The 19,290-nt window shown below is 44.3% G+C and carries 21 protein-coding genes; all 21 read left to right on the top strand.

Features of this window, described 5'->3' with window-relative positions:
• Window positions 1-4: 4 nt before the first annotated feature.
• The 21 genes from BS614_RS15070 (at window position 5) to tsf (ending at window position 19,121) form a co-directional block, all read left to right on the top strand.
• Window positions 5-541: a flagellar biosynthetic protein FliO gene (locus tag BS614_RS15070; protein ID WP_157116305.1), complete on the top strand. Its 537-nt coding sequence runs from the start codon at window positions 5-7 to the stop codon at window positions 539-541.
• Window positions 538-1,293 carry a flagellar type III secretion system pore protein FliP gene (gene fliP / locus BS614_RS15075; RefSeq protein WP_036609355.1) on the top strand — a complete coding sequence of 252 codons (756 nt, stop codon included), beginning with the start codon at window positions 538-540 and terminating at the stop codon, window positions 1,291-1,293. Before BS614_RS15070 ends, fliP begins: the two co-directional genes overlap by 4 nt.
• Window positions 1,294-1,318: 25 nt before the next feature.
• Entirely contained in the window at window positions 1,319-1,588 is a 270-nt protein-coding gene (fliQ, locus tag BS614_RS15080; RefSeq protein WP_047842485.1) for a flagellar biosynthesis protein FliQ, read from the top strand.
• A gap of 10 nt (window positions 1,589-1,598) precedes the next feature.
• Window positions 1,599-2,387 carry a flagellar biosynthetic protein FliR gene (fliR, locus tag BS614_RS15085; protein ID WP_036609353.1) on the top strand — a complete coding sequence of 263 codons (789 nt, stop codon included), beginning with the start codon at window positions 1,599-1,601 and terminating at the stop codon, window positions 2,385-2,387.
• A 23-nt stretch (window positions 2,388-2,410) separates the two neighbouring features.
• On the top strand, window positions 2,411-3,493 hold the full coding sequence (gene flhB / locus BS614_RS15090; protein ID WP_210436979.1) for a flagellar biosynthesis protein FlhB: 1,083 nt from the start codon (window positions 2,411-2,413) through the stop codon (window positions 3,491-3,493).
• A gap of 25 nt (window positions 3,494-3,518) precedes the next feature.
• A complete protein-coding gene (gene flhA / locus BS614_RS15095) occupies window positions 3,519-5,552 on the top strand; it encodes a flagellar biosynthesis protein FlhA (protein ID WP_036670372.1) in 2,034 nt (677 codons plus the stop codon).
• Entirely contained in the window at window positions 5,549-6,901 is a 1,353-nt protein-coding gene (gene flhF / locus BS614_RS15100; protein WP_074094569.1) for a flagellar biosynthesis GTPase FlhF, read from the top strand. The genes flhA and flhF overlap by 4 nt, the downstream gene beginning before the upstream one ends.
• Window positions 6,898-7,785: a MinD/ParA family protein gene (locus BS614_RS15105; protein ID WP_017689167.1), complete on the top strand. Its 888-nt coding sequence runs from the start codon at window positions 6,898-6,900 to the stop codon at window positions 7,783-7,785. Before flhF ends, BS614_RS15105 begins: the two co-directional genes overlap by 4 nt.
• Window positions 7,786-7,817: 32 nt before the next feature.
• Complete coding sequence (cheB, locus tag BS614_RS15110; protein WP_074094570.1) at window positions 7,818-9,260, top strand: chemotaxis-specific protein-glutamate methyltransferase CheB; 1,443 nt, start codon at window positions 7,818-7,820, stop codon at window positions 9,258-9,260.
• 32 nt (window positions 9,261-9,292) lie between these two features.
• On the top strand, window positions 9,293-11,365 hold the full coding sequence (locus BS614_RS15115) for a chemotaxis protein CheA (protein ID WP_074094571.1): 2,073 nt from the start codon (window positions 9,293-9,295) through the stop codon (window positions 11,363-11,365).
• A gap of 41 nt (window positions 11,366-11,406) precedes the next feature.
• Window positions 11,407-11,868 (top strand): chemotaxis protein CheW, encoded by a 462-nt coding sequence (locus BS614_RS15120; RefSeq protein ID WP_036609340.1) that lies wholly within the window; start codon window positions 11,407-11,409, stop codon window positions 11,866-11,868.
• 10 nt (window positions 11,869-11,878) lie between these two features.
• The gene (locus BS614_RS15125; RefSeq protein ID WP_091034987.1) at window positions 11,879-12,499 is read left to right on the top strand and encodes a chemotaxis protein CheC; all 621 of its coding nucleotides are present in this window, start codon (window positions 11,879-11,881) and stop codon (window positions 12,497-12,499) included.
• Window positions 12,492-12,989, top strand: a complete 498-nt coding sequence (locus tag BS614_RS15130) for a chemotaxis protein CheD (protein WP_017689162.1) — start codon at window positions 12,492-12,494, stop codon at window positions 12,987-12,989. Before BS614_RS15125 ends, BS614_RS15130 begins: the two co-directional genes overlap by 8 nt.
• A 4-nt stretch (window positions 12,990-12,993) precedes the next feature.
• Complete coding sequence (locus tag BS614_RS15135) at window positions 12,994-13,437, top strand: hypothetical protein (RefSeq protein ID WP_017689161.1); 444 nt, start codon at window positions 12,994-12,996, stop codon at window positions 13,435-13,437.
• Between the two features lie 15 nt (window positions 13,438-13,452).
• Window positions 13,453-14,241 (top strand): FliA/WhiG family RNA polymerase sigma factor, encoded by a 789-nt coding sequence (locus BS614_RS15140; protein ID WP_017689160.1) that lies wholly within the window; start codon window positions 13,453-13,455, stop codon window positions 14,239-14,241.
• A 62-nt stretch (window positions 14,242-14,303) separates the two neighbouring features.
• Window positions 14,304-15,713 carry a flagellar assembly protein A gene (locus tag BS614_RS15145; RefSeq protein WP_074094573.1) on the top strand — a complete coding sequence of 470 codons (1,410 nt, stop codon included), beginning with the start codon at window positions 14,304-14,306 and terminating at the stop codon, window positions 15,711-15,713.
• Between the two features lie 52 nt (window positions 15,714-15,765).
• On the top strand, window positions 15,766-16,080 hold the full coding sequence (locus BS614_RS15150) for a hypothetical protein (protein ID WP_074094574.1): 315 nt from the start codon (window positions 15,766-15,768) through the stop codon (window positions 16,078-16,080).
• Between the two features lie 65 nt (window positions 16,081-16,145).
• Window positions 16,146-16,730, top strand: a complete 585-nt coding sequence (locus BS614_RS15155; protein ID WP_074094575.1) for a hypothetical protein — start codon at window positions 16,146-16,148, stop codon at window positions 16,728-16,730.
• Window positions 16,731-16,733: 3 nt separating this feature from the next.
• Window positions 16,734-17,360 (top strand): endolytic transglycosylase MltG, encoded by a 627-nt coding sequence (locus BS614_RS15160; RefSeq protein ID WP_084174541.1) that lies wholly within the window; start codon window positions 16,734-16,736, stop codon window positions 17,358-17,360.
• Between the two features lie 296 nt (window positions 17,361-17,656).
• Window positions 17,657-18,355, top strand: coding sequence for a 30S ribosomal protein S2 (gene rpsB / locus BS614_RS15165; RefSeq protein WP_017689155.1), 699 nt, complete (start codon window positions 17,657-17,659; stop codon window positions 18,353-18,355).
• A gap of 115 nt (window positions 18,356-18,470) precedes the next feature.
• Complete coding sequence (gene tsf, locus BS614_RS15170) at window positions 18,471-19,121, top strand: translation elongation factor Ts (protein ID WP_036609326.1); 651 nt, start codon at window positions 18,471-18,473, stop codon at window positions 19,119-19,121.
• Window positions 19,122-19,290 lie beyond the last annotated feature (169 nt).

Here is a 19,290-nt window from a genome sequence, read left to right on the forward strand (position 1 = left end):
GATGATGGCTCAGGGTGATATTCCAGGAGGAGCTGGCGTGGGAAGTAATTATTATTTACAGCTTGTATGGGTGATTGTTGTCCTGGCCGTCATCCTGGCCCTTATTGTTTATCTGATCCGTTTTCTAAACAAACGGAATCAGCAAATGTTCCGGCACGGCACAATTCGTACCCTGGGCGGGGTTGGACTGGGGCAAAACAAGTCGTTGCAAATTATGGAAATTGGCGGATGTGTATATCTGCTTGGTGTAGGTGAAGACATCCAGTTGATAGATAAGGTTTCGGATTTGGAAGAGGCCCAAAGAATCATTGATTCCTTCGAACGAGATGCTGCTGCACAACAAGGAAATCTCTCACCTCTCATTGCCAAGCTCACAAAACGTTTCCGTAAAGAAGAACCGCCGCGGGAAATGGAACTAGAGGACACAACTTCTTTTCACGAAATGTTTGAATCCAAACTTCGGCATATGCCTAACCGTAAAGAGAAGATGGAAAAGCTCCTGGATAAAGACAATACTACAGATCGGTCGAGGGATTCATGAAGAAAAAGATTTGGTTAGCGTGTTGTTTACTAGGACTTATCAGTCTGGCATCTGTAACGGTTGCCTTTGCCGAACCCATTCCGAATATTGATATTCAGATTGGAAACGGTGATGGAGGGACACCAAGCACGAGTTCACTGTCCATCATTCTGTTAATTACAGTGCTTAGTATTGCTCCAGCAATGCTTGTACTGATGACCAGTTTTACCCGGATTGTAATTGTGCTCGGTTTTATACGTACATCTTTGGGTACACAACAAATGCCACCCAATCAGGTGCTGGTCGGTTTGGCGCTATTTCTGACACTTTTCATTATGTCGCCGACGTTGTCTTCCATAAATCAGGTAGCGCTTCAGCCCTATCTCCAGGGAGAGCTTACGCAAACCGAGGCACTTGAAAAAGCAGCGGATCCCATGAAGAAATTTATGTTTAGTCACACCAGAGAAAAAGATCTTCTGCTATTTATGAAGTACAATCAGACTGAACAACCAAAGACCTATCAGGATATCCCAATTACTGTTATGGTGCCGGCATATGTAATCAGTGAGTTGAAGACAGCATTCCAGATGGGATTTATGATTTTTATTCCGTTTCTGGTTATAGACATTGTTGTCGCGAGTACACTCATGGCAATGGGGATGATGATGCTTCCGCCGGTCATGATCTCATTACCTTTCAAAATACTGCTCTTTGTCCTTGTGGACGGGTGGTATCTGGTTGTCAAGTCACTGTTACTGAGTTTTAACACTTGATCCGGAAAGTTAAAGGAGGACGGTCATGACTTCGGAATTTATTATCGGTCTGGCCGGGAAAGCGGTATACACGTCATTGCTGGCCAGCGCACCCATGCTTATACTAGCTCTGGTTGTAGGACTTGCAATCAGTATTTTTCAAGCGACAACTCAAATTCAGGAACAAACATTAGCTTTTGTGCCCAAGATTGTTGCCGTACTTCTGGCAGTACTTTTGTTTGGACCTTGGATCTTAAATATCTTGGTCGATTTCACGTTTAACATTCTCGATAATCTATACAGATACATAGGGTAGGCTTTAGCAGATGGAGACATTGTTGCAAAGTTTCCCTGTCGCTCTGCTTATGTTTTGTCGAATCACATCATTTTTTGTAACTGCGCCAGTTTTTTCGGCTCGAAATGTGCCGGCTTCAGTTAAAATAGGTATCTCTGCATTTGTCACATTATCTGTCTATCTGATTTACGGAATAGACCAGACCGTACCCACAGACCTGAGTTATGTCTTATTGATCATCAGAGAGATTCTAATTGGCCTGCTTTTAGGTTTTGTGGCTTATCTGTTGATGACGGCTGTTCAGACTGCGGGGACCTTTATCGATCTACAGATCGGTTTTGGTATGGCCAATGTATACGATCCAATGACAGGTGCTTCCGCTCCACTTACGGGTAACTTGAAGTATGCATTTGCTATGCTTCTGTTTCTGACGATGAATGGTCACCATTATTTGCTGGATGCGATAGTTTACAGTTACCGGTGGGTACCATTATCTAATGTGTTTTTCCTACGGTTGGCAGATGGAAGTATTGCTGAATTTTTGATTCAGACCTTAGGTCAATCATTTATGCTGGCTTTTCAGATGTCGGCTCCGATTGTAGTTGCGTTGTTTTTGACGGATGTTGGATTGGGTTTTTTAGCCAAAACTGCTCCTCAATTTAATGTATTTGCAGTTGGGTTGCCGCTTAAGTTACTCGTTGGTCTTGCTATTTTGCTTTTGCTGGTTCCCAGTTTCTCCTTTGTATTTAGTCAATTGTTCGAAGCGATATTCAGATCGATGGAAAAATTGCTTGGAACCATTGGACAAAGGCCCGGCTGAGTGAAACGGAGGAAAAGACACGGATGAAACTTCAACTCGACCTCCAGTTGTTTTCAGGGGAGAAGACGGAGAAAGCTACCCCGAAAAAGAGACAGGATACACGAAAAAAAGGACAGGTTGTAAAAAGCGCTGAACTATCTGGCGCATCCATTCTCCTAATCGTGTTTTTGATCATGATGGTATTCAGCAATTTCTATAAAGAACGTATAGTTCGTCTGTTTACAGATATCTTCATCAATCGATTGAGTATGGATATCACCGGAGAGAATGTGATGGCGCTTATGATGCGCTATGGCATTGAAGTTTTGGTATTAATCGCTCCCATTTTGCTGGGTGCGTTCCTGGTTGCTTTGATCGTTAACTACATGCAAGTTGGTTTTCTTCTTGTAGGGGAAGGTTTGAAGCCAAAACTTGAGAAACTGGACCCCATTAAAGGTTTCAAAAATATATTCTCTCTCCGCTCATTAGTGGAATTTGCTAAATCCATTTTGAAAATGTCGATTATCGGTTATCTCGTTTACAGTACAATTAAAGGCTACCAGTCAGATATTGCTTCACTTTCTCATTTTTCATTAGATGCTATTTTACATTTCGCTGCGTCGATCACTTTAAGTCTTGGTATCAAGATTGCAGTGGCATTAATGATACTTGCGATATTTGATTACATGTATCAGAAGTATGACCATGAGAAGAAGATTCGTATGTCCAAGCAAGACATCAAAGACGAGTACAAGAAAATGGAAGGTGATCCGCTGATCAAAGGTAAAATCCGGGAACGCCAGCGTCGTATGGCTATGCAGCGTATGATGCAGGAAGTGCCAAATGCGGATGTAATCATCACGAACCCGACCCACTTTGCGGTTGCGCTAAAGTATGAAGGTTCCGAGATGGAGGCACCACAGATTATTGCCAAAGGTCAGGATTATGTCGCCTTGCGTATTAAGGAAATAGCCAAAGAAAACGGTGTTATTACGATGGAAAACAAGCCGCTGGCACGGGCATTGTTCCAGAGAGCCGAGATTGGTGACGCTATACCGGCCGATTTGTTTCAAGCGGTAGCTGAAGTGCTGGCTTATGTATATAAACTAAAGGGCAGAACGAAATAAAAGGGGATCGGAGGCCGTACATTCATTGAAGATTAAAGATATAGCTGTCCTTGCGGGTATCATTGGCATTGTGTTGATGATGATTCTTCCGATCCCAACCTGGCTGTTGGACTTGTTGCTGGTCGTCAATATTTCAATTGCACTGATGATACTCCTTGTTGCAATGAACAGCAAAGAAGCGTTGCAGTTTTCTATTTTTCCAGCTTTGCTGTTGATCACTACACTATTCCGACTGGCTCTGAACATTTCGACTACCAAGCTAATTCTTGGTGAAGGGGATGCTGGAGCTGTAGTTGCTACCTTTGGTAGCTGGATTGCTGGAGGACAAATTGCAATTGGATTTATCGTGTTTTTGATCCTCGTTGTCGTTCAGTTTATCGTTATTACAAAGGGGTCTGAGCGTGTAGCTGAAGTTGCTGCCCGATTCACCCTCGATGCGATGCCTGGTAAACAAATGAGTATTGATGCGGATCTGAATGCGGGTCTGATCAACGAGCAACAAGCTCGTGAGCGTCGTTCCAAAATTGAACGTGAAGCCGATTTCTATGGAGCGATGGATGGAGCAAGTAAATTCGTAAAAGGTGACGCAATTGCAAGTATTATCATCCTCCTGATCAATCTCATTGGTGGATTTATAATCGGTATGACTGTGCATGGGATGGCTTTTGCAGATGCAATGTCAACGTACTCTGTACTGACTATCGGAGATGGATTGGTAAGCCAAATCCCGGCTCTGCTTATTTCCACAGCAGCAGGACTTATCGTCACCAGAGCGTCTTCAGAAGGAAACCTGGCAGATGATATTACGGGGCAACTGTTTACATATCCAATACTAATTTATATCGTAGCTTTCGTTATTGCCATGCTCGGTTTCTTCACACCGATTCATGTTATTACTACGCTTCCGTTGGCAGGCGTGTTGGCATATGCCGCGTGGCGTATGCAGAATAATCTGAATTTGAAACAAGTAGCGGAAGAACAGTTGGAAGAAGAACAGCAGATTGAAGAGGTTAGAAGTCCTGAAAGTGTAATTAACCTGCTTCAGGTGGACCCTATTGAGTTTGAATTTGGTTATGGTTTAATCCCGCTTGCTGATAATCAGCAGGGTGGGGACTTATTGGATCGGATCATTATGATTCGGAGGCAGTGTGCTCTGGAACTGGGGTTAGTCGTTCCGGTCATACGGATTCGAGATAATATCCAGCTCAGACCCAATGAGTATGTTATCAAAATCAAGGGTAATGTGGTAGGCGGCGGAGAACTGTTGTTGAATCATTACCTTGCCATGAGTCCTGGCTATGATGAGGAATCTGTGACAGGTATTGAAACGACAGAACCTGCTTTTGGACTTCCGGCACTATGGATTGATGAAGTAACCAAAGACAGAGCCGAGCTTGCAGGATATACGGTCGTTGATCCGCCTTCCGTTGTAGCTACACATCTCACAGAACTGATTAAGAAGCATGCGCATGAGTTACTTGGAAGACAAGAGACAAAAGCACTTGTGGATAATCTCAGAGAGAACTATTCTGCCCTTGTGGATGAACTGATCCCTTCTCTACTTTCCATTGGTGATGTACAGAAAGTGCTTGCCAAGTTATTGCGTGAGAAAATATCTATTCGGGATATGGTTACCATCTTTGAGACACTGGCTGACTATGGTACGTATACGAAGGATCCTGATGTGCTGACTGAATACGTCAGACAATCCCTCTCACGTCAGATTACTCAGCAGTTCTCACAGAAAGGTGAGACACTTCGAGTGATCACGGTTGGACCTGGTCTTGAGAAGAAAATTGCTGAAAGTGTGCAACAATCGGATCAAGGCAGTTATCTTGCGCTAGACCCTGTATCTACACAAAGTGTATATCAGAAGCTCAGTGAACAAGTGAACCGTTTGATTCAATCAGGTCAACAACCTGTTGTATTAACTTCTCCAACCATTCGGATGTATCTGCGTCAGGTTATTGAACGTACTATGCAGGACATTCCTGTACTTTCCTACAGCGAGTTGGAGCCGAATGTTGAAATTCAAAGTATCGGGGTGGTGAACTTATGAGAGTAAAACAATACGTTGTTGAGACCATGCCCGAAGCTATGCTTCAAATTCGCAAAGACCTGGGAAGTGATGCCGTCATTCTGTCCACCAAAGAGATTAAGGTGGGCGGTGTGATGGGAATGTTTCGCAAAAAACGGATCGAAGTTGTAGCTGCAGTGGATAAGGAAGAAAACAAGCAAACAACAAAGCCAGTACAAAATCAATTCACACCAGTACCTCGTGCATATGTACCTGAGGCTTATCGGCAAACAGCTCGTTCGTTTGTTGCGGCTTCTGATGAGTCGGCTACAACGAATACAGCTGATCAAAGTGTACAGGACCAATCTGCGGCTGCGCCGTCTGTGTTTGAATCGCATAATATCGGTTCAGACATAGACAGTGGCTCAGGTTCTTCGAGCACCGATCATAAACCGCGACCGCAAGGGGCGGATTTTTCGGGTTCAACAACTGGTCCGAAGCCAACAGGTTCAGACCTGCAGCAGGATAAGTTGATGACTGAATTGCAGGATCTTAAACAGATGGTGACCAGGCTTTCAAAGCAAGGTACTTCTGCAGACCCTGTGCCAGAGGAACTGCATACGATCCGTGAACGTTTGACAGAACAAGATGTTTGGCCTGAAGTATGGGAATCCTGGTTTGATTCAATTCAAGCAAAATGGTCTGAGAATGGATTAAAAGAACAGGATGTAGAGCAAATAGTGAAGCTTGAGGTTATGCACTTTTTGGAGCAACGTATTGAAGAAGGCATACTTCCTACCACACGAATCGTCTATGTAGCTGGACCAACCGGTGTAGGGAAAACTACGACAATTGCAAAATTGGCTGCTGAACAAATGTTTAAAAAACAGCGTAAAGTTGGATTCATTACATCAGATACGTATCGGATTTCGGCGGTAGAACAGCTTAGAACGTATGCATCTATACTGAATGTTCCACTTGAGGTGGTGCAATCGCCCGGTGATACACAACGTGCCATTTCTCGATTAGAGAATTGTGATTTGATCTTTATGGATACAGCGGGTAGAAACTACAGAAATGAATTACTTGTTTCAGAACTGCAAAGTTTGCTTGCTCCTGTAGAGAATAGCGAAACCTTTCTGGTCATGAGCATGACTTCCAAAAGTGCTGATATGGTGCAGATCACGGAACATTTCAGTAAATATGGTCTGGATAAGGTGATTTTCACCAAAATGGATGAGACTGGGAGCTGCGGTCCGCTATTTAACTTGTTACACCGTTTTCCACTCAAGCTCGCATATGTGGCAAATGGACAAAATGTTCCGGACGATTTGTTGAAACCAGATGCAGATTCGTTGTCTAAACAGTTGCTGGGAGAATGGTCACAATGAAGGATCAGGCAGCTGCACTTCGAAGTATGGTCTCCGCGCCATTGGAATTGGAAGGCATTGAGCGAGATATTCGATCCTCAAAAATCATTACTGTGGCCAGTGGTAAGGGAGGTGTTGGCAAATCCAATTTCACACTGAACTTTGCCTTGGCATTGCAGGCTTTGGGGCAAAAGGTACTTGTATTTGATGCCGATATTGGAATGGCTAATATTGATGTTCTTATGGGTACGTCTTCTTCCTATAATCTTTACCACCTGTTGTACCGACAAAAATCCATAAGGGAAATCATACAACTGGGTGCCAGTGGCTTGCCTTACATTGCTGGAGGATCGGGCATGAAAGAGTTGTTCTCATTGTCTGATCGTGATCTGGAGTTTTTCGCCAGTCAAGTCGAGGATATTGCCCAGGAAATGGATTATGTCATCTTTGACACTGGGGCAGGACTTTCCAGAGAGAATATGAAGTTCATCGGTGCTGCTGATGAATGCCTGATTATAACTACACCTGAACCGACTTCAATAACCGATGCTTATGCTTTAGTCAAAGTTATGCACGGCCAGGAAAATGCTACGCCCTTTCGGATGATCGTTAACCGGGTGGAAGACGAACGAGAAGCGGAACGGGTGGCAGAAAAAATAGCTGGAGTGGCGAGGCGGTTTTTGCAGACGGATATTCCGCTGCTTGGGTATATTTCAGAAGACGCCCAGGTAGTCAAGGCGGTTAAAAGGCAAATGCCCTATAGTCTGGCTTATCCGAATGCCAAAGCCTCTAAAGATATAGAGAAACTTGCTCTTCGTTATCTGGCTGTACCTGCAACTCCGGGATCCGGAACCTTGACAGGAATCAGGGGATTTATGAATAAGTGGCTTAAACGGACAACATGATTTCTGAATAAAGGAAACAGGGGTGACACAACATGGCGGCGTATCAAGTATTGGTTGTCGATGATTCCGCTTTTATGCGTAAGATTGTTACGGATTTGATCCAAGCGGATCCGGAATTCAAGGTTACGGCAACGGCATCAAACGGTAGAGAAGCGATTCAAAAATCACTAGAATTGAAACCCGATATTATTACAATGGATGTTGAGATGCCCGAAATGAATGGGTTGGATGCATTAAAATCAATTATGAAGGAATCTTTCGTTCCTGTGATTATGCTCTCTGGTATCAATGAACAAGGCATGAAAGAAACCATTATGGCGCTTGAAGCCGGGGCATTTGACTTCATTCGCAAACCATCTATTTCACATGACCAGGATATTGCTCAAGTTGGTAAAGCCTTGGTTGAGCGCATGCGAGCTGCGATGAATGAGATCAAAAGAAAAGCTGATCGTGAGTTATCCATGAAAAATAGAGACATGTTGCGAGGAGCAGTTGCTCCCCCAACTCAGCCAGTGCAGAAAGAACTGCCGGCTAGGGATATAGCGGAGCCTGTGAAAAAAACGATCGAACCTGTCGAGACGATTCAACGCTCTCTTCGGGAGCGGACTGAAGCCTTTCAGGCCAAAGCAAAGAAACCAATTGAACCATTGTCACCTTCAAAACCAGGTCGCGTAGAGAATAAACCGGAGCCTTTGCCAAAGGCTGAGCGTAATTTGGGGACGAAGGCAGAAAAAGCAGTGAGGTCAGCTAATCCAGTACAGACTCCAAAGGAAGTTCGACTACCTAATGCAGCTAGAGTGGCAGCTGATCAAATAGCGGCAACCTCTGCCTCTGCAAAAGCCAAGGATGTAATCAAGCCTAATCCTGTTCCCAAAGGTGGAGGGGGGCTGGAAGGACCATTCAACAAACTTGTGGCAATAGGTTGTTCTACGGGTGGACCGAGGGCTCTCAAGACATTGCTCGAGCAGTTGCCTGCTGATTTGCCTGCACCGGTCATTATTGTGCAGCATATGCCGCCCAATTTCACACGTTCTCTGGCTCAACGATTGAATACATTCAGTCCACTGCATGTGGTTGAAGCTGAAGAGGGCATGGTTCTGAAAAAAGGAACCGCCTATATAGCACCCGGCGGATTCCATGTGAAAGTTAACAAAACAGCAGATGGGAAGTTTATCGTGAAGTTGACTGAAGATCAACCAGTGAATGGACATAGACCTTCAGTGGATACGATGTTTGAGTCACTTCTGCCGTTTACATCTTTACAAAGGCATCTTGTTTTGCTAACGGGAATGGGAAGTGATGGAGCACGTATGATGAAGAGATTATACGAAGCTGGAGTTACATCAACCTTTGCCGAGAATGAAGAAACATGTGTTGTATATGGTATGCCGCGTTCTGCTGTAGAGCTGCAATGCGTTCGTCATCTTCTGCCATTGCAGGAGATTGCTTCTAAACTTGTTCAAGCAGTGAAATAACGGAGTGTAACTCACGGAGGAGGTGCCTCACAATGGACATGAACCAATATTTATCCATGTTTATTGATGAGTCTAATGATCATCTGCAATCGCTTAACGAAAACATGCTTCAACTTGAAGGCAATCCGGAAGACCTGGGCATAGTTCAGGTTATATTCCGCTCCGCTCATACCTTGAAGGGTATGGCAGCAACTATGGGCTTTGAAGATTTGGCATCACTGACACATAAAATGGAAAATGTGTTGGATCTGGTTCGTAATGAGAAGTTGAAAATGCAGGATTACATTTTTGATACCATGTTCAAGAGTCTGGACGCTTTGGAAACCATGGTTCAGGATATTACCGAAGGTGGACAAGGTAAAGCAGATGTGTCGTCAATTGTAGCTTCACTTCAAGCCATTGAAAATGGTGAAATGACAAACGGAAATGGACCTGCTGCAGAAACAAACAAGCCGGCTAACGCTTCAATCTCTTCGGCTGTGGAACTGGATGAATTCCAATATTCAGTGCTGGATCAGTCGATCGCCGAAGGTCATCGTGTGTTCTACGTGGATGTGCTTGTTAGCGAGCATAGCCAGTTAAAAGGTGTACGGGCTTATATGGTCTTTGATATGCTGGAACGTTCAGGTGAAGTCGTTAAGGCTTACCCATCCGTTCAGGATATTGAGCAGGAGAAGTTTGAGCGCAGTTTCTCGTTGTATTACATAACAACTAAAGAGGCGCACGAACTGGAAGAAGGCATCATGAGTATCTCTGAAATTGAAAGTGCAAAGCTCATTCAACTGGATCAGGAGACTCTTCAGCAGATGGCCAATCAGGTAGCAGCTACAGTTGAAGCGCCACCCGCACCAACAGCTGTAGTTGAGGTTGCTTCGCCGGATAAGAATTCTGTACCCAAAGAAGAAACCACAACGGCACCAGCTAAAACAGCTGCACCGAAGCAAGCTGCTGCACCTTCACGTACCATTCGTGTGGATATTGAACGTCTCGACGTATTGATGAACCTGTTCAGTGAATTGTTGATTGACCGTTCACGTCTGGAGCAACTGGCCAGTGAAACAGGCAACAATGATTTATCCGATACAGTAGCTCATTTAAGTCGAGTTAGCACAGATTTGCAAAATATTGTATTGAAATTGCGGATGGTTCCGGTAGATACCGTATTTAATCGATTCCCGCGTATGATCCGTGATCTGGCTAAGACACTTGATAAAAAAATCGATCTGGTGATTACAGGTGCTGAGACGGAACTGGATCGTACGGTAATTGATGAGATTGGTGATCCGCTTGTGCATTTACTGCGTAACGCGGTTGACCATGGTGTGGAATCCATTACAGAGCGTGTAGCTGCAGGTAAACCAGAGATGGGTACAGTAAACCTGCGTGCCTTCCACAGTGGAAATCACGTATTTATCGAAATTGAAGATGATGGTAAAGGTATCTATCGCGACAAGCTTTTGAAAACCGCGATCAAACGTGGTGTTGTAACCGAAGAACAAGGTGCCAAAATGAGTGATGATGAAGTGAATCAGCTGTTGTTCGCACCTGGTTTTAGTACTGCTGATATTATCTCGGATATCTCTGGCCGGGGCGTTGGCTTGGATGTAGTAAAATCGAAGATCACTTCGCTTGGCGGTAATGTAACGATTCATTCAACTCCAGGCAAAGGCACGAACTTCTCTGTTCAGCTTCCGTTGACACTATCCATTATTGCTGCAATGCTTGTACGACTTGGTTCTGAGAAATATGCTGTTCCGTTGTCTTCCATTGTAGAGACGGCCATTGTACAACGTGAGCAAGTTCGTAATATTCACGGCAATAAAATGATCACGTTCCGTGAGTCACTTATTCCGTACTTGTCTTTGAGCGAAGTATTCTCTGTACCGGATTTCAATGACGCTGATGAGCAAGAAACAGAAATTGTCGTGATTCGCAAAGGCGACCGTCTTGCAGCCGTAGCTGTTGAAGAATTTATTGGACAAAGTGAGATTGTTCTCAAATCAATGGGAACCTATCTTCCTGCTATTGAAGGAATCTCTGGAGCAACCATTCTCGGAGATGGACAAGTAGCCCTGATTCTTGATCCTAATGCATTTATTAAATAAGCATAGAGCTAAGTCTTACATTTAATAGGGAGGTTTTTTACATGGAAGAAGAGTTGAAAGTCATCGTCTTTAAATTGGGTTCCGAAGAGTATGGTATTGAGGTAGACAAGGTTCAGACGATTGAGCGTATGATGCCAATTACCCGTGTTCCCAAGACACTTTCCTTTGTAAAAGGAGTTATTAATCTACGCGGTGTTGTAATTCCGGTCATTGATCTACGCGGTCGTTTCTCCCTTCCGGAAACGGAATACACGGATCAGACTCGTATTGTTATCGTAGGTGTAGACGACATGCAAGTTGGCTTTATCGTAGATTCTGCCAATGATGTTATTGATATCAAGAGCAGTGCGATCGATAGCCCACCAGAAGTGGTTGGCGGCGTCAAAGCGAGATACCTGCGAGGTGTTGCTAAATTGGAAGATTCACGCTTGTTGATCATGCTCAACCTAAACGAAGTATTAAATAAAAGCGAGATTGTACAGCTGGAAAGTGTTGAGGGCTAGTACCGTGGAGATGTTCAACCGATTTGAGGTATTCCAGATGGATGTGCTCAAAGAGGTCGGTAACATTGGAGCAGGCAACGCCGCAACGGCGTTGTCTCAACTCCTCAACAGACCGATTGACATGGGTGTACCTACAGTACAAATGCTCCCTTTTGAAGAAGTTGCCGAAAAAGTGGGCGGAGATGAACGCATCGTGGTTACCGTGTTTCTTCGTGTAGAAGGCGAAGCACCGGGAAATCTTTTCTTTATGATGACACCAGAGGCTGCTAAAATGTTGTTGAATAGACTTGCCGGATTTGATCTGAAAGAAGGACTCGCTTTTACAGATATGGAACAATCAGCGCTTTCCGAGATTGGAAATATTTTGGCTGGATCCTATCTTTCTTCTTTGGCAGATTTCACGAAGTTGTCTATGTATCCAACTGTCCCTGGACTTGCCATCGACATGGCAGGTGCCATTCTAAGTTATGGCTTGCTGCAATTTGGCGAGATGGGTGACGCTGCATTGTTGATTGACACATCTTTCTTTGAAGGTGAAGATCAAGTTGAGGGTCAGTTTTTCCTCATTCCGGATCCACCATCCTTTGCAAAGATATTTGAATCGCTAGGGGTGCCACTGAGCCATGATTGAGGACAAAAGCGTCGTTAAAGTCGGTATGGCGGATTTAAACATCGCTCATCTTCCTGGTGTAATCCGTACGACTGGTTTGGGTTCGTGTGTGGGATTAACAATGTATGACCCACATTTGAAGCTGGCTGGAATGGCGCATGTCATGCTTCCTACTTCAGAGATCGCCCGTGAAGGGAAACTGAACACTGCGAAATATGCGGATACGGCGTTGCCTGAGCTTTTGGAAAAGATGATTAAACTAGGCGCTTCTCACTCACGTATTGTGTCTAAAATGGCCGGAGGCTCTCAGATGTTTGCCTTTGCTGGCGCTGGAGATACAATGCGTATTGGACCAAGGAATGCAGATTCTTGTCGAGAGTGGCTTCAAAAACTCAATATCCCTCTTCTAGCAGAAGATACGGGTGGGAATTATGGACGAACGATTGAGATGGATTGTGAAACTGGACTTTTGACTATTCGAAGCGTACAAATGGGTGTAAAGGAACTATAAGACTATGATAGGAAACTACCGCATTAATCTTGGAGCAGGCATCGTTGGGTTTATTCTTACTTTTTTTGTAGCATACAGCAGCAATGTGCTGATGACCAGTTTAATTCGCGGATTGATCGGATTCGTAGCCTGGTTTGTCCTTGCATATGGTTTACGCTGGGGATTGGGATTGCTGCTGAACCCTCAGATCGAGGGAAATGGGTATGGTTATGATTCACCAAGTGCTCAAGATCAAAGAGGTTCACAGGTGGACATTAAAATCGAAGACGATGGACAAGAGCTGAATGATTTGCTCAAGAGTGGACAGAACGCTTCATCTGGGGACGATCTTCCGCCATCTGAGACGAAAGCTCCAACGGGATTCGCCCCTTTGGATCCGCCTAAACTTGTCCGGACCAAGGATCCGGAGGAATTGGCGCAGGCCGTTCGTCACCTGACAGACAAATAAGGAGGGTGAAAGTAATTGAACGAGCGTAAAGCTTCACATTTGAACCATTCTGATCTGTGGGAAAAGTGGAAAGAACATGGAGATCTTGAAGCCAAGAAAACTTTGATTGAAAAGTATCTTCATATTGTAAATTATGTATCCGGTCGACTGGCTGTTGGTTTACCCAAAAATGTTCCCAAGGATGACTTGGAGAGCAATGGCGTTATGGGATTAATTGATGCATTGGAGAAGTTCGACTATGAACGTGGTCTGCAATTTGAAACTTATGCATCATGGAGGGTCCGCGGAGCCATTCTTGACGGTCTGCGTCAAGGTGATTGGGTTCCGCGTTCTGTGCGTGAGAAGGCCAAGCGAATTGAAGACGCCTACCAACAGCTGGAACAAAGTTATCTCAGGTCTGTTAGTGATGAGGAAATGAGCGAGTACTTGGACGTATCCACTAAAGATTTTCAACATATGCTTCAGGAAGTGGCAGTCATGTCACTTTGCTCGCTGGAGGACCCAATTCGTGAGGAAGAGTCGGAGACTCGTCTGTCTTTGATGGTGGATGAGAAAGCCAAAAATCCGGATTATAAAGTGAATGAGTTTTATTTGAAGGAAGCTTTGGTGCAAGGGCTTGACAAGTTGACGGTAAAAGAGAGAACGGTTGTTTCACTCTTGTATTACGAGGATCTTTCTCTTAGTGAAATTGCTGAGGTTATGTCTCTTTCTCCGTCTCGTATATCCCAGTTACATTCCAAGGCAATATTACGATTACGCGGCACGTTGGACAAACAGAAAGATTTGTTGATGCGTAAAGATTAATAGAGAGAAGTAATATCGTTGGAGTTTGGGGAGTGGAAAGTCTAAAAGGGGGAAGAATTGCGGTGACACAGCGGACTGCTTTGGAACAATGTTTAAACATTGTTTTATCGGACGACAAATGCACAGCCTACCTTGAATTTTCCAAAGAGGAAGAAGGCTTTGCCTGCACGATCGAGGAACTTGAACAATTTGTGGCAAACAAGGGCATCAAACAAGGTGTATCGCGAGAGGCATTATTACTTTTTGTGAACAACCCTGAAACCTATTTGAAAGATAAATACAAGATTGCAGAAGGTGTCGCTCCCATTCAAGGAACAGATGGCTTCATCAAGGTTCTGGTTGGAATGGACGATACGAATGAACGACGACCACTGGAATCGGAAGATGGAACTGTCGATTACAAAGAAGTGACCCGGTTAAACAATGTCCGTAGTGGTCAGATCATTGCAGAGCGGATCGCTCCTAGCGATGGCATACCAGGCAGGGCAGTAACGGGTGAGGAAATTCCTTATCGTCCGGGAAAAGAAGCTCGGTTTAAAGTTGGGAAAAACGTTGTGATTAACCCGGATGGTTCTGCGATGTATGCTGCACTGGATGGGCTGGTTACCAAAACGGAAGGTAACAAACTGAATGTGTTTCCGGTTTATGAAGTCAATGGTGACGTTGACTACAATAACGGTAATATCGACTTTGTAGGCACAGTTGTCATACGAGGCAATGTACTTACCGGATTTAAAGTAAAAGCAGCAGGTGACATTCGTGTCGTCGGAGGTGTCGAAGGAGCTGAACTGGAAGCAGGCGGCTCAATCGAAATTACCGGTGGTATTATTGGTTATAACAAAGGACTGGTACAAGCAGGCCATAATGTTAAATGTACTTTCATTCAAGAAGGCAACGTAGATGCCGGTGAAGATGTTCTGGTTTCCCAAAGTATTATGCATTCCAATATTCGTGCTGGCCACGGTGTCATCTGTGCGGGAACCAAAGGTCTTATTGTCGGTGGCTCGATCCAGGCTGGTCAGAACGTCTCAGCGCGTGTTGTGGGCAACAGCATGTCCACGGTCACTTCCATTGAGGTTGGTGTGCTACCAAAGCTGCGTAACGAACTCAATGATTTGCGCAAGGAAGTCAGAGAGCAGATGGATTCCTTGGACAAAACGAAGAAAGCTTTGACATTGCTGGATCAATTAGCTGCTGCTGGACAACTAACTCCAGATAAGATGTCGATGCGAATCAAGCTGAATGCTACGCAGAAATCTGCTCTTCGTATAAGTGAAGAAACGAAAATGCGTATCTTTGAAATTGAAAAGGCACTTGAAGATACAAGTAATGCTCGTGTTGATATTCTGAAGATGATTTATGGAGGCTCTAAAATAGTTATCGGCAGATACACGAAATTTATTAAAGATCCAGTGAGTCGAATTTCATTTTATTATCACGATGGTGATATTACGATGGTTCCATACGTTTAAGTACAGCATTCAGGCACAGGAAGAAATCCATTCGAAACCGTGAGGTGAGCGTATGAGTTTCAAAGCAGTGGAGTTGCAGATTGCGGTACCACGAACGAGTGAAGCGGGACGTTATCAAAGTGAAGCCCAGCAGCGACCAATTACGGATCAGAATCTTTTGGCAGAGCAAACGTCGAAAGAAGCAAATGAAGCAAGGCAACGAAGTGAAGCAATGGACGAAACTTCACAGACTTCGGTGCGTGATGGTCATAACCATGATGGAGATCAGCAGAGTGGTTCCGATGGACAGGAGACTGCTCAGGCTCAAGAAACTTTGAAACCTGCAGAGCACCCGTACAAGGGAAAACACATAGATCTGTCTCTATAATAAATGGTTGTTATGGACATGCAGTCTTGCGCACCGATGGTTGAATCAGAAGGAGAGAACCCAATTTGTCACCATGGATCATTATTGTCATATTAGGGGCCTGCGCCATCGCCTACGCTTGTATTATGCCTCGGAAAAACAAGGCGCAAGAGCCTGGGCATCAACTGGTGCAGGAGATGGAATCTACGCTTGAACACTACATGACCGAGATCGAAAATGATAATGATGCTCTTATTCAACGTGTGGCTGAAATGAAGGGAGAAGCGACAGCAGCCGATCAACGTATGCAATTGCAACTTCAGGAATTACAGCAGCGGTTGGATCAGCTGGAACAGAGCAAAAAGAATGAACCTGTCGCATCACCTGTTCCACACTCCGGTAATGTATCTGTACAATCTTCCGAAGGCTTGCAAGCACAAGCGCTCGTGAAAAGTGTACAAGCAGGGGCGGCCCAGCAGGCGTTAGAAGCAGACCAACAGACCAGTGAAGTCGAATCTTTGCCTGGGCGTGAATCGATTAAAGATCGATATGCAGAACTCTTTAATCTACATGCTGAAGGTAAGTCGATGGATGCCATATCCAAGCAGACAGGCATTCAGCGTGGTGAGGTACAGTTAATACTGCAATTGGCAGAACGGGAGGAAAGCTAAATCATGGACAAGCGATCCTTATGGATTGGTCTGGGGAGCGGCATGATTATTGGTGCAGTTTTGCTTCAACTGGCCACAGTCGGACAAAATGCATTATCCGATAGTAATCTGGACCCCGAGCAGACTGCCAATATGACCAAAGAACAACTTGAAACAGCCGCAAAAAGCCTGGATATGAAGGTGGTCGGTTCTGAAGAGGAATTGTACACAGAAGCTGAGTGGGTAGAGAAGAAAAAGCAGGAAAGCAGTGAGTTGCAAGGGGAAACAGCAACACCACCTGAGACAGTAACCTCTACGGAAACACCTGCAGAGCCTGAGAAGCCACAAGAGCCTGCTACAAGTGAAGTTGAAGGGCAGAAAGAGATAACTGAGCCGAAAACAACAGAACCTGTAACGCCGAGCAATCCGAAAGGCGCAACAGTATCATTCAAAGTACGTTCAGGCAATAGTCTGGCGATCGTTGCAGCAAACCTAAAAACCGCGGGAATCGTAGATGATGCTCAAGCATTCATAAAGGCTGGCAAGGCTGAGCGAATCAATACCAAAATCCAAGTGGGTACCTATGCGCTTGAAAAAGGCGAAAGTTTCAAATCCATTATCGCAAAAATTACGAAAGAACCGTCAAACTGAGCATGCTCGGACTGGACGGTTTTTGCGTATTAAACGGTGCATTTTCAAAGCTTGATAATAATTAGCGCCTGAGTTACATATCAAGTTTAAAATGATTCGATACTAGCAAAAAACGAAAAGTAGATTTTAGCTTCAAAGACTGTTGCATCGGACAGTCAGTTATGCTATATTAGATAACGGTGTTAAAACACACGCATGTGCTAATTTTGTTGAGGGTGCTTTCCTTATGGAGAGTCTTGGCGAAAAATGATGCCGGCGGAGGACACAATAAAAACCATATTAGGAGGTGTGTGAAGATGGCAGTAATCTCCATGAAGCAGCTTCTCGAAGCTGGGGTACACTTCGGTCACCAAACTCGTCGTTGGAACCCAAAAATGGATCGTTATATCTTCACTGAAAGAAACGGAATTTACATCATCGATTTGCAAAAAACGGTGAAAAAAGTCGAAGAGGCTTACAATTTCGTTAAAGGAATCGCAGGAGAGAATGGTAAAATTCTTTTCGTGGGCACTAAGAAACAAGCTCAAGATTCTGTTAAAGAAGAAGCTGAACGTGCTGGTCAATTCTACATTAACCAACGCTGGCTCGGCGGTACCCTGACTAACTTCCAAACTATTCAAAAACGTATTGATCGTTTGAAACAGTTGGAAGCTTGGGAAGAAGACGGTACATTCGCTGTATTGCCTAAAAAAGAAGTTATCTTGCTTCGCAAAGAAAAAGATCGTCTGGAGAAATTCTTGGGCGGTATTAAAAATATGAAAGGCCTGCCAAGCGCCCTGTTCATCATCGATCCACGCAAAGAGCGTATCGCTGTTGCGGAAGCTCGCAAATTGGGTATCCCAATTGTTGGTATCGTTGATACTAACTGCGATCCGGATGAGATCGATTATGTTATCCCAGGTAATGACGACGCGATCCGCGCTGTTAAATTGCTGACAGGTAAAATGGCTGATGCTGTAATCGAAGCTAACCAAGGCGAAGAAACTTCCGCTTAATAGATTCGAACATATGTCATAAACTAAATGAAAAGGGTGGTTGGCAGGTGGATAACCTCTCACTGCCCTTTTTTTAGAGTGTACGTACAATACTTAATGTTGGAGGGAATTTATAATGGCAGTTAATGCGAGTGCAGTAAAAGAACTTCGCGAAAGAACGGGCGCTGGTATGCTCGATTGCAAAAAAGCACTGGAAGAAGCAAACGGTGATGTAACAAAAGCAGCTGAATTGTTGCGTGAGAAAGGTCTTTCTGCAGCAGCAAGCAAAGCAGGCCGTGCAGCAACTGAAGGCGTTGTTGAATCTTACATCCACGCTGGTGGACGTATTGGTGTCTTGGTTGAAGTTAACTGTGAAACAGACTTCGTTGGTAAAACGGATCAATTTAAGGATTTCGTTAAAGATGTAGCTATGCAAATCGCTGCAGCTAATCCTAAATTTGTTACACGCGAAGAAGTTCCTGCAGATGAGCTGGAAAAAGAAAAAGAAATCCTGAAAGCTCAAGCTCTTAACGAAGGCAAACCAGAGAAAATCATTGAAAAAATGGTTGAAGGCCGTATCGGTAAATACTACGAAGAGTACTGCCTGCTGGAACAAACTTTCGTTAAAGATCCAGACAAAACGATCTCTCAATTGCTGAACGAAAAAATCAGCCAAATTGGTGAAAACATCTCCATCCGTCGTTTCGTTCGTTACGAACTGGGTGAAGGTCTTGAGAAAAAAGTAGACAACTTCGTAGAAGAAGTTATGTCCCAAGTAAACAAATAAGACGGTTTCTTTAAACCGGCGAGCAGAATTGATTTTCGAAGATATAAGAATGATGAAACTTCGAAGCGTAAACTCCCTTATATCTCAGGAAAACAGTGCCTTACCGGTTAAACGTTTTTCCTAAAAGAGCGGAACACAACTGTGTTCCTTTCTTTTTAAGCAGGAGGCC

This window comes from Paenibacillus xylanexedens, assembly GCF_001908275.1.
In the GTDB taxonomy this organism is placed as follows: Bacteria; Bacillota; Bacilli; order Paenibacillales; family Paenibacillaceae; genus Paenibacillus; species Paenibacillus xylanexedens_A.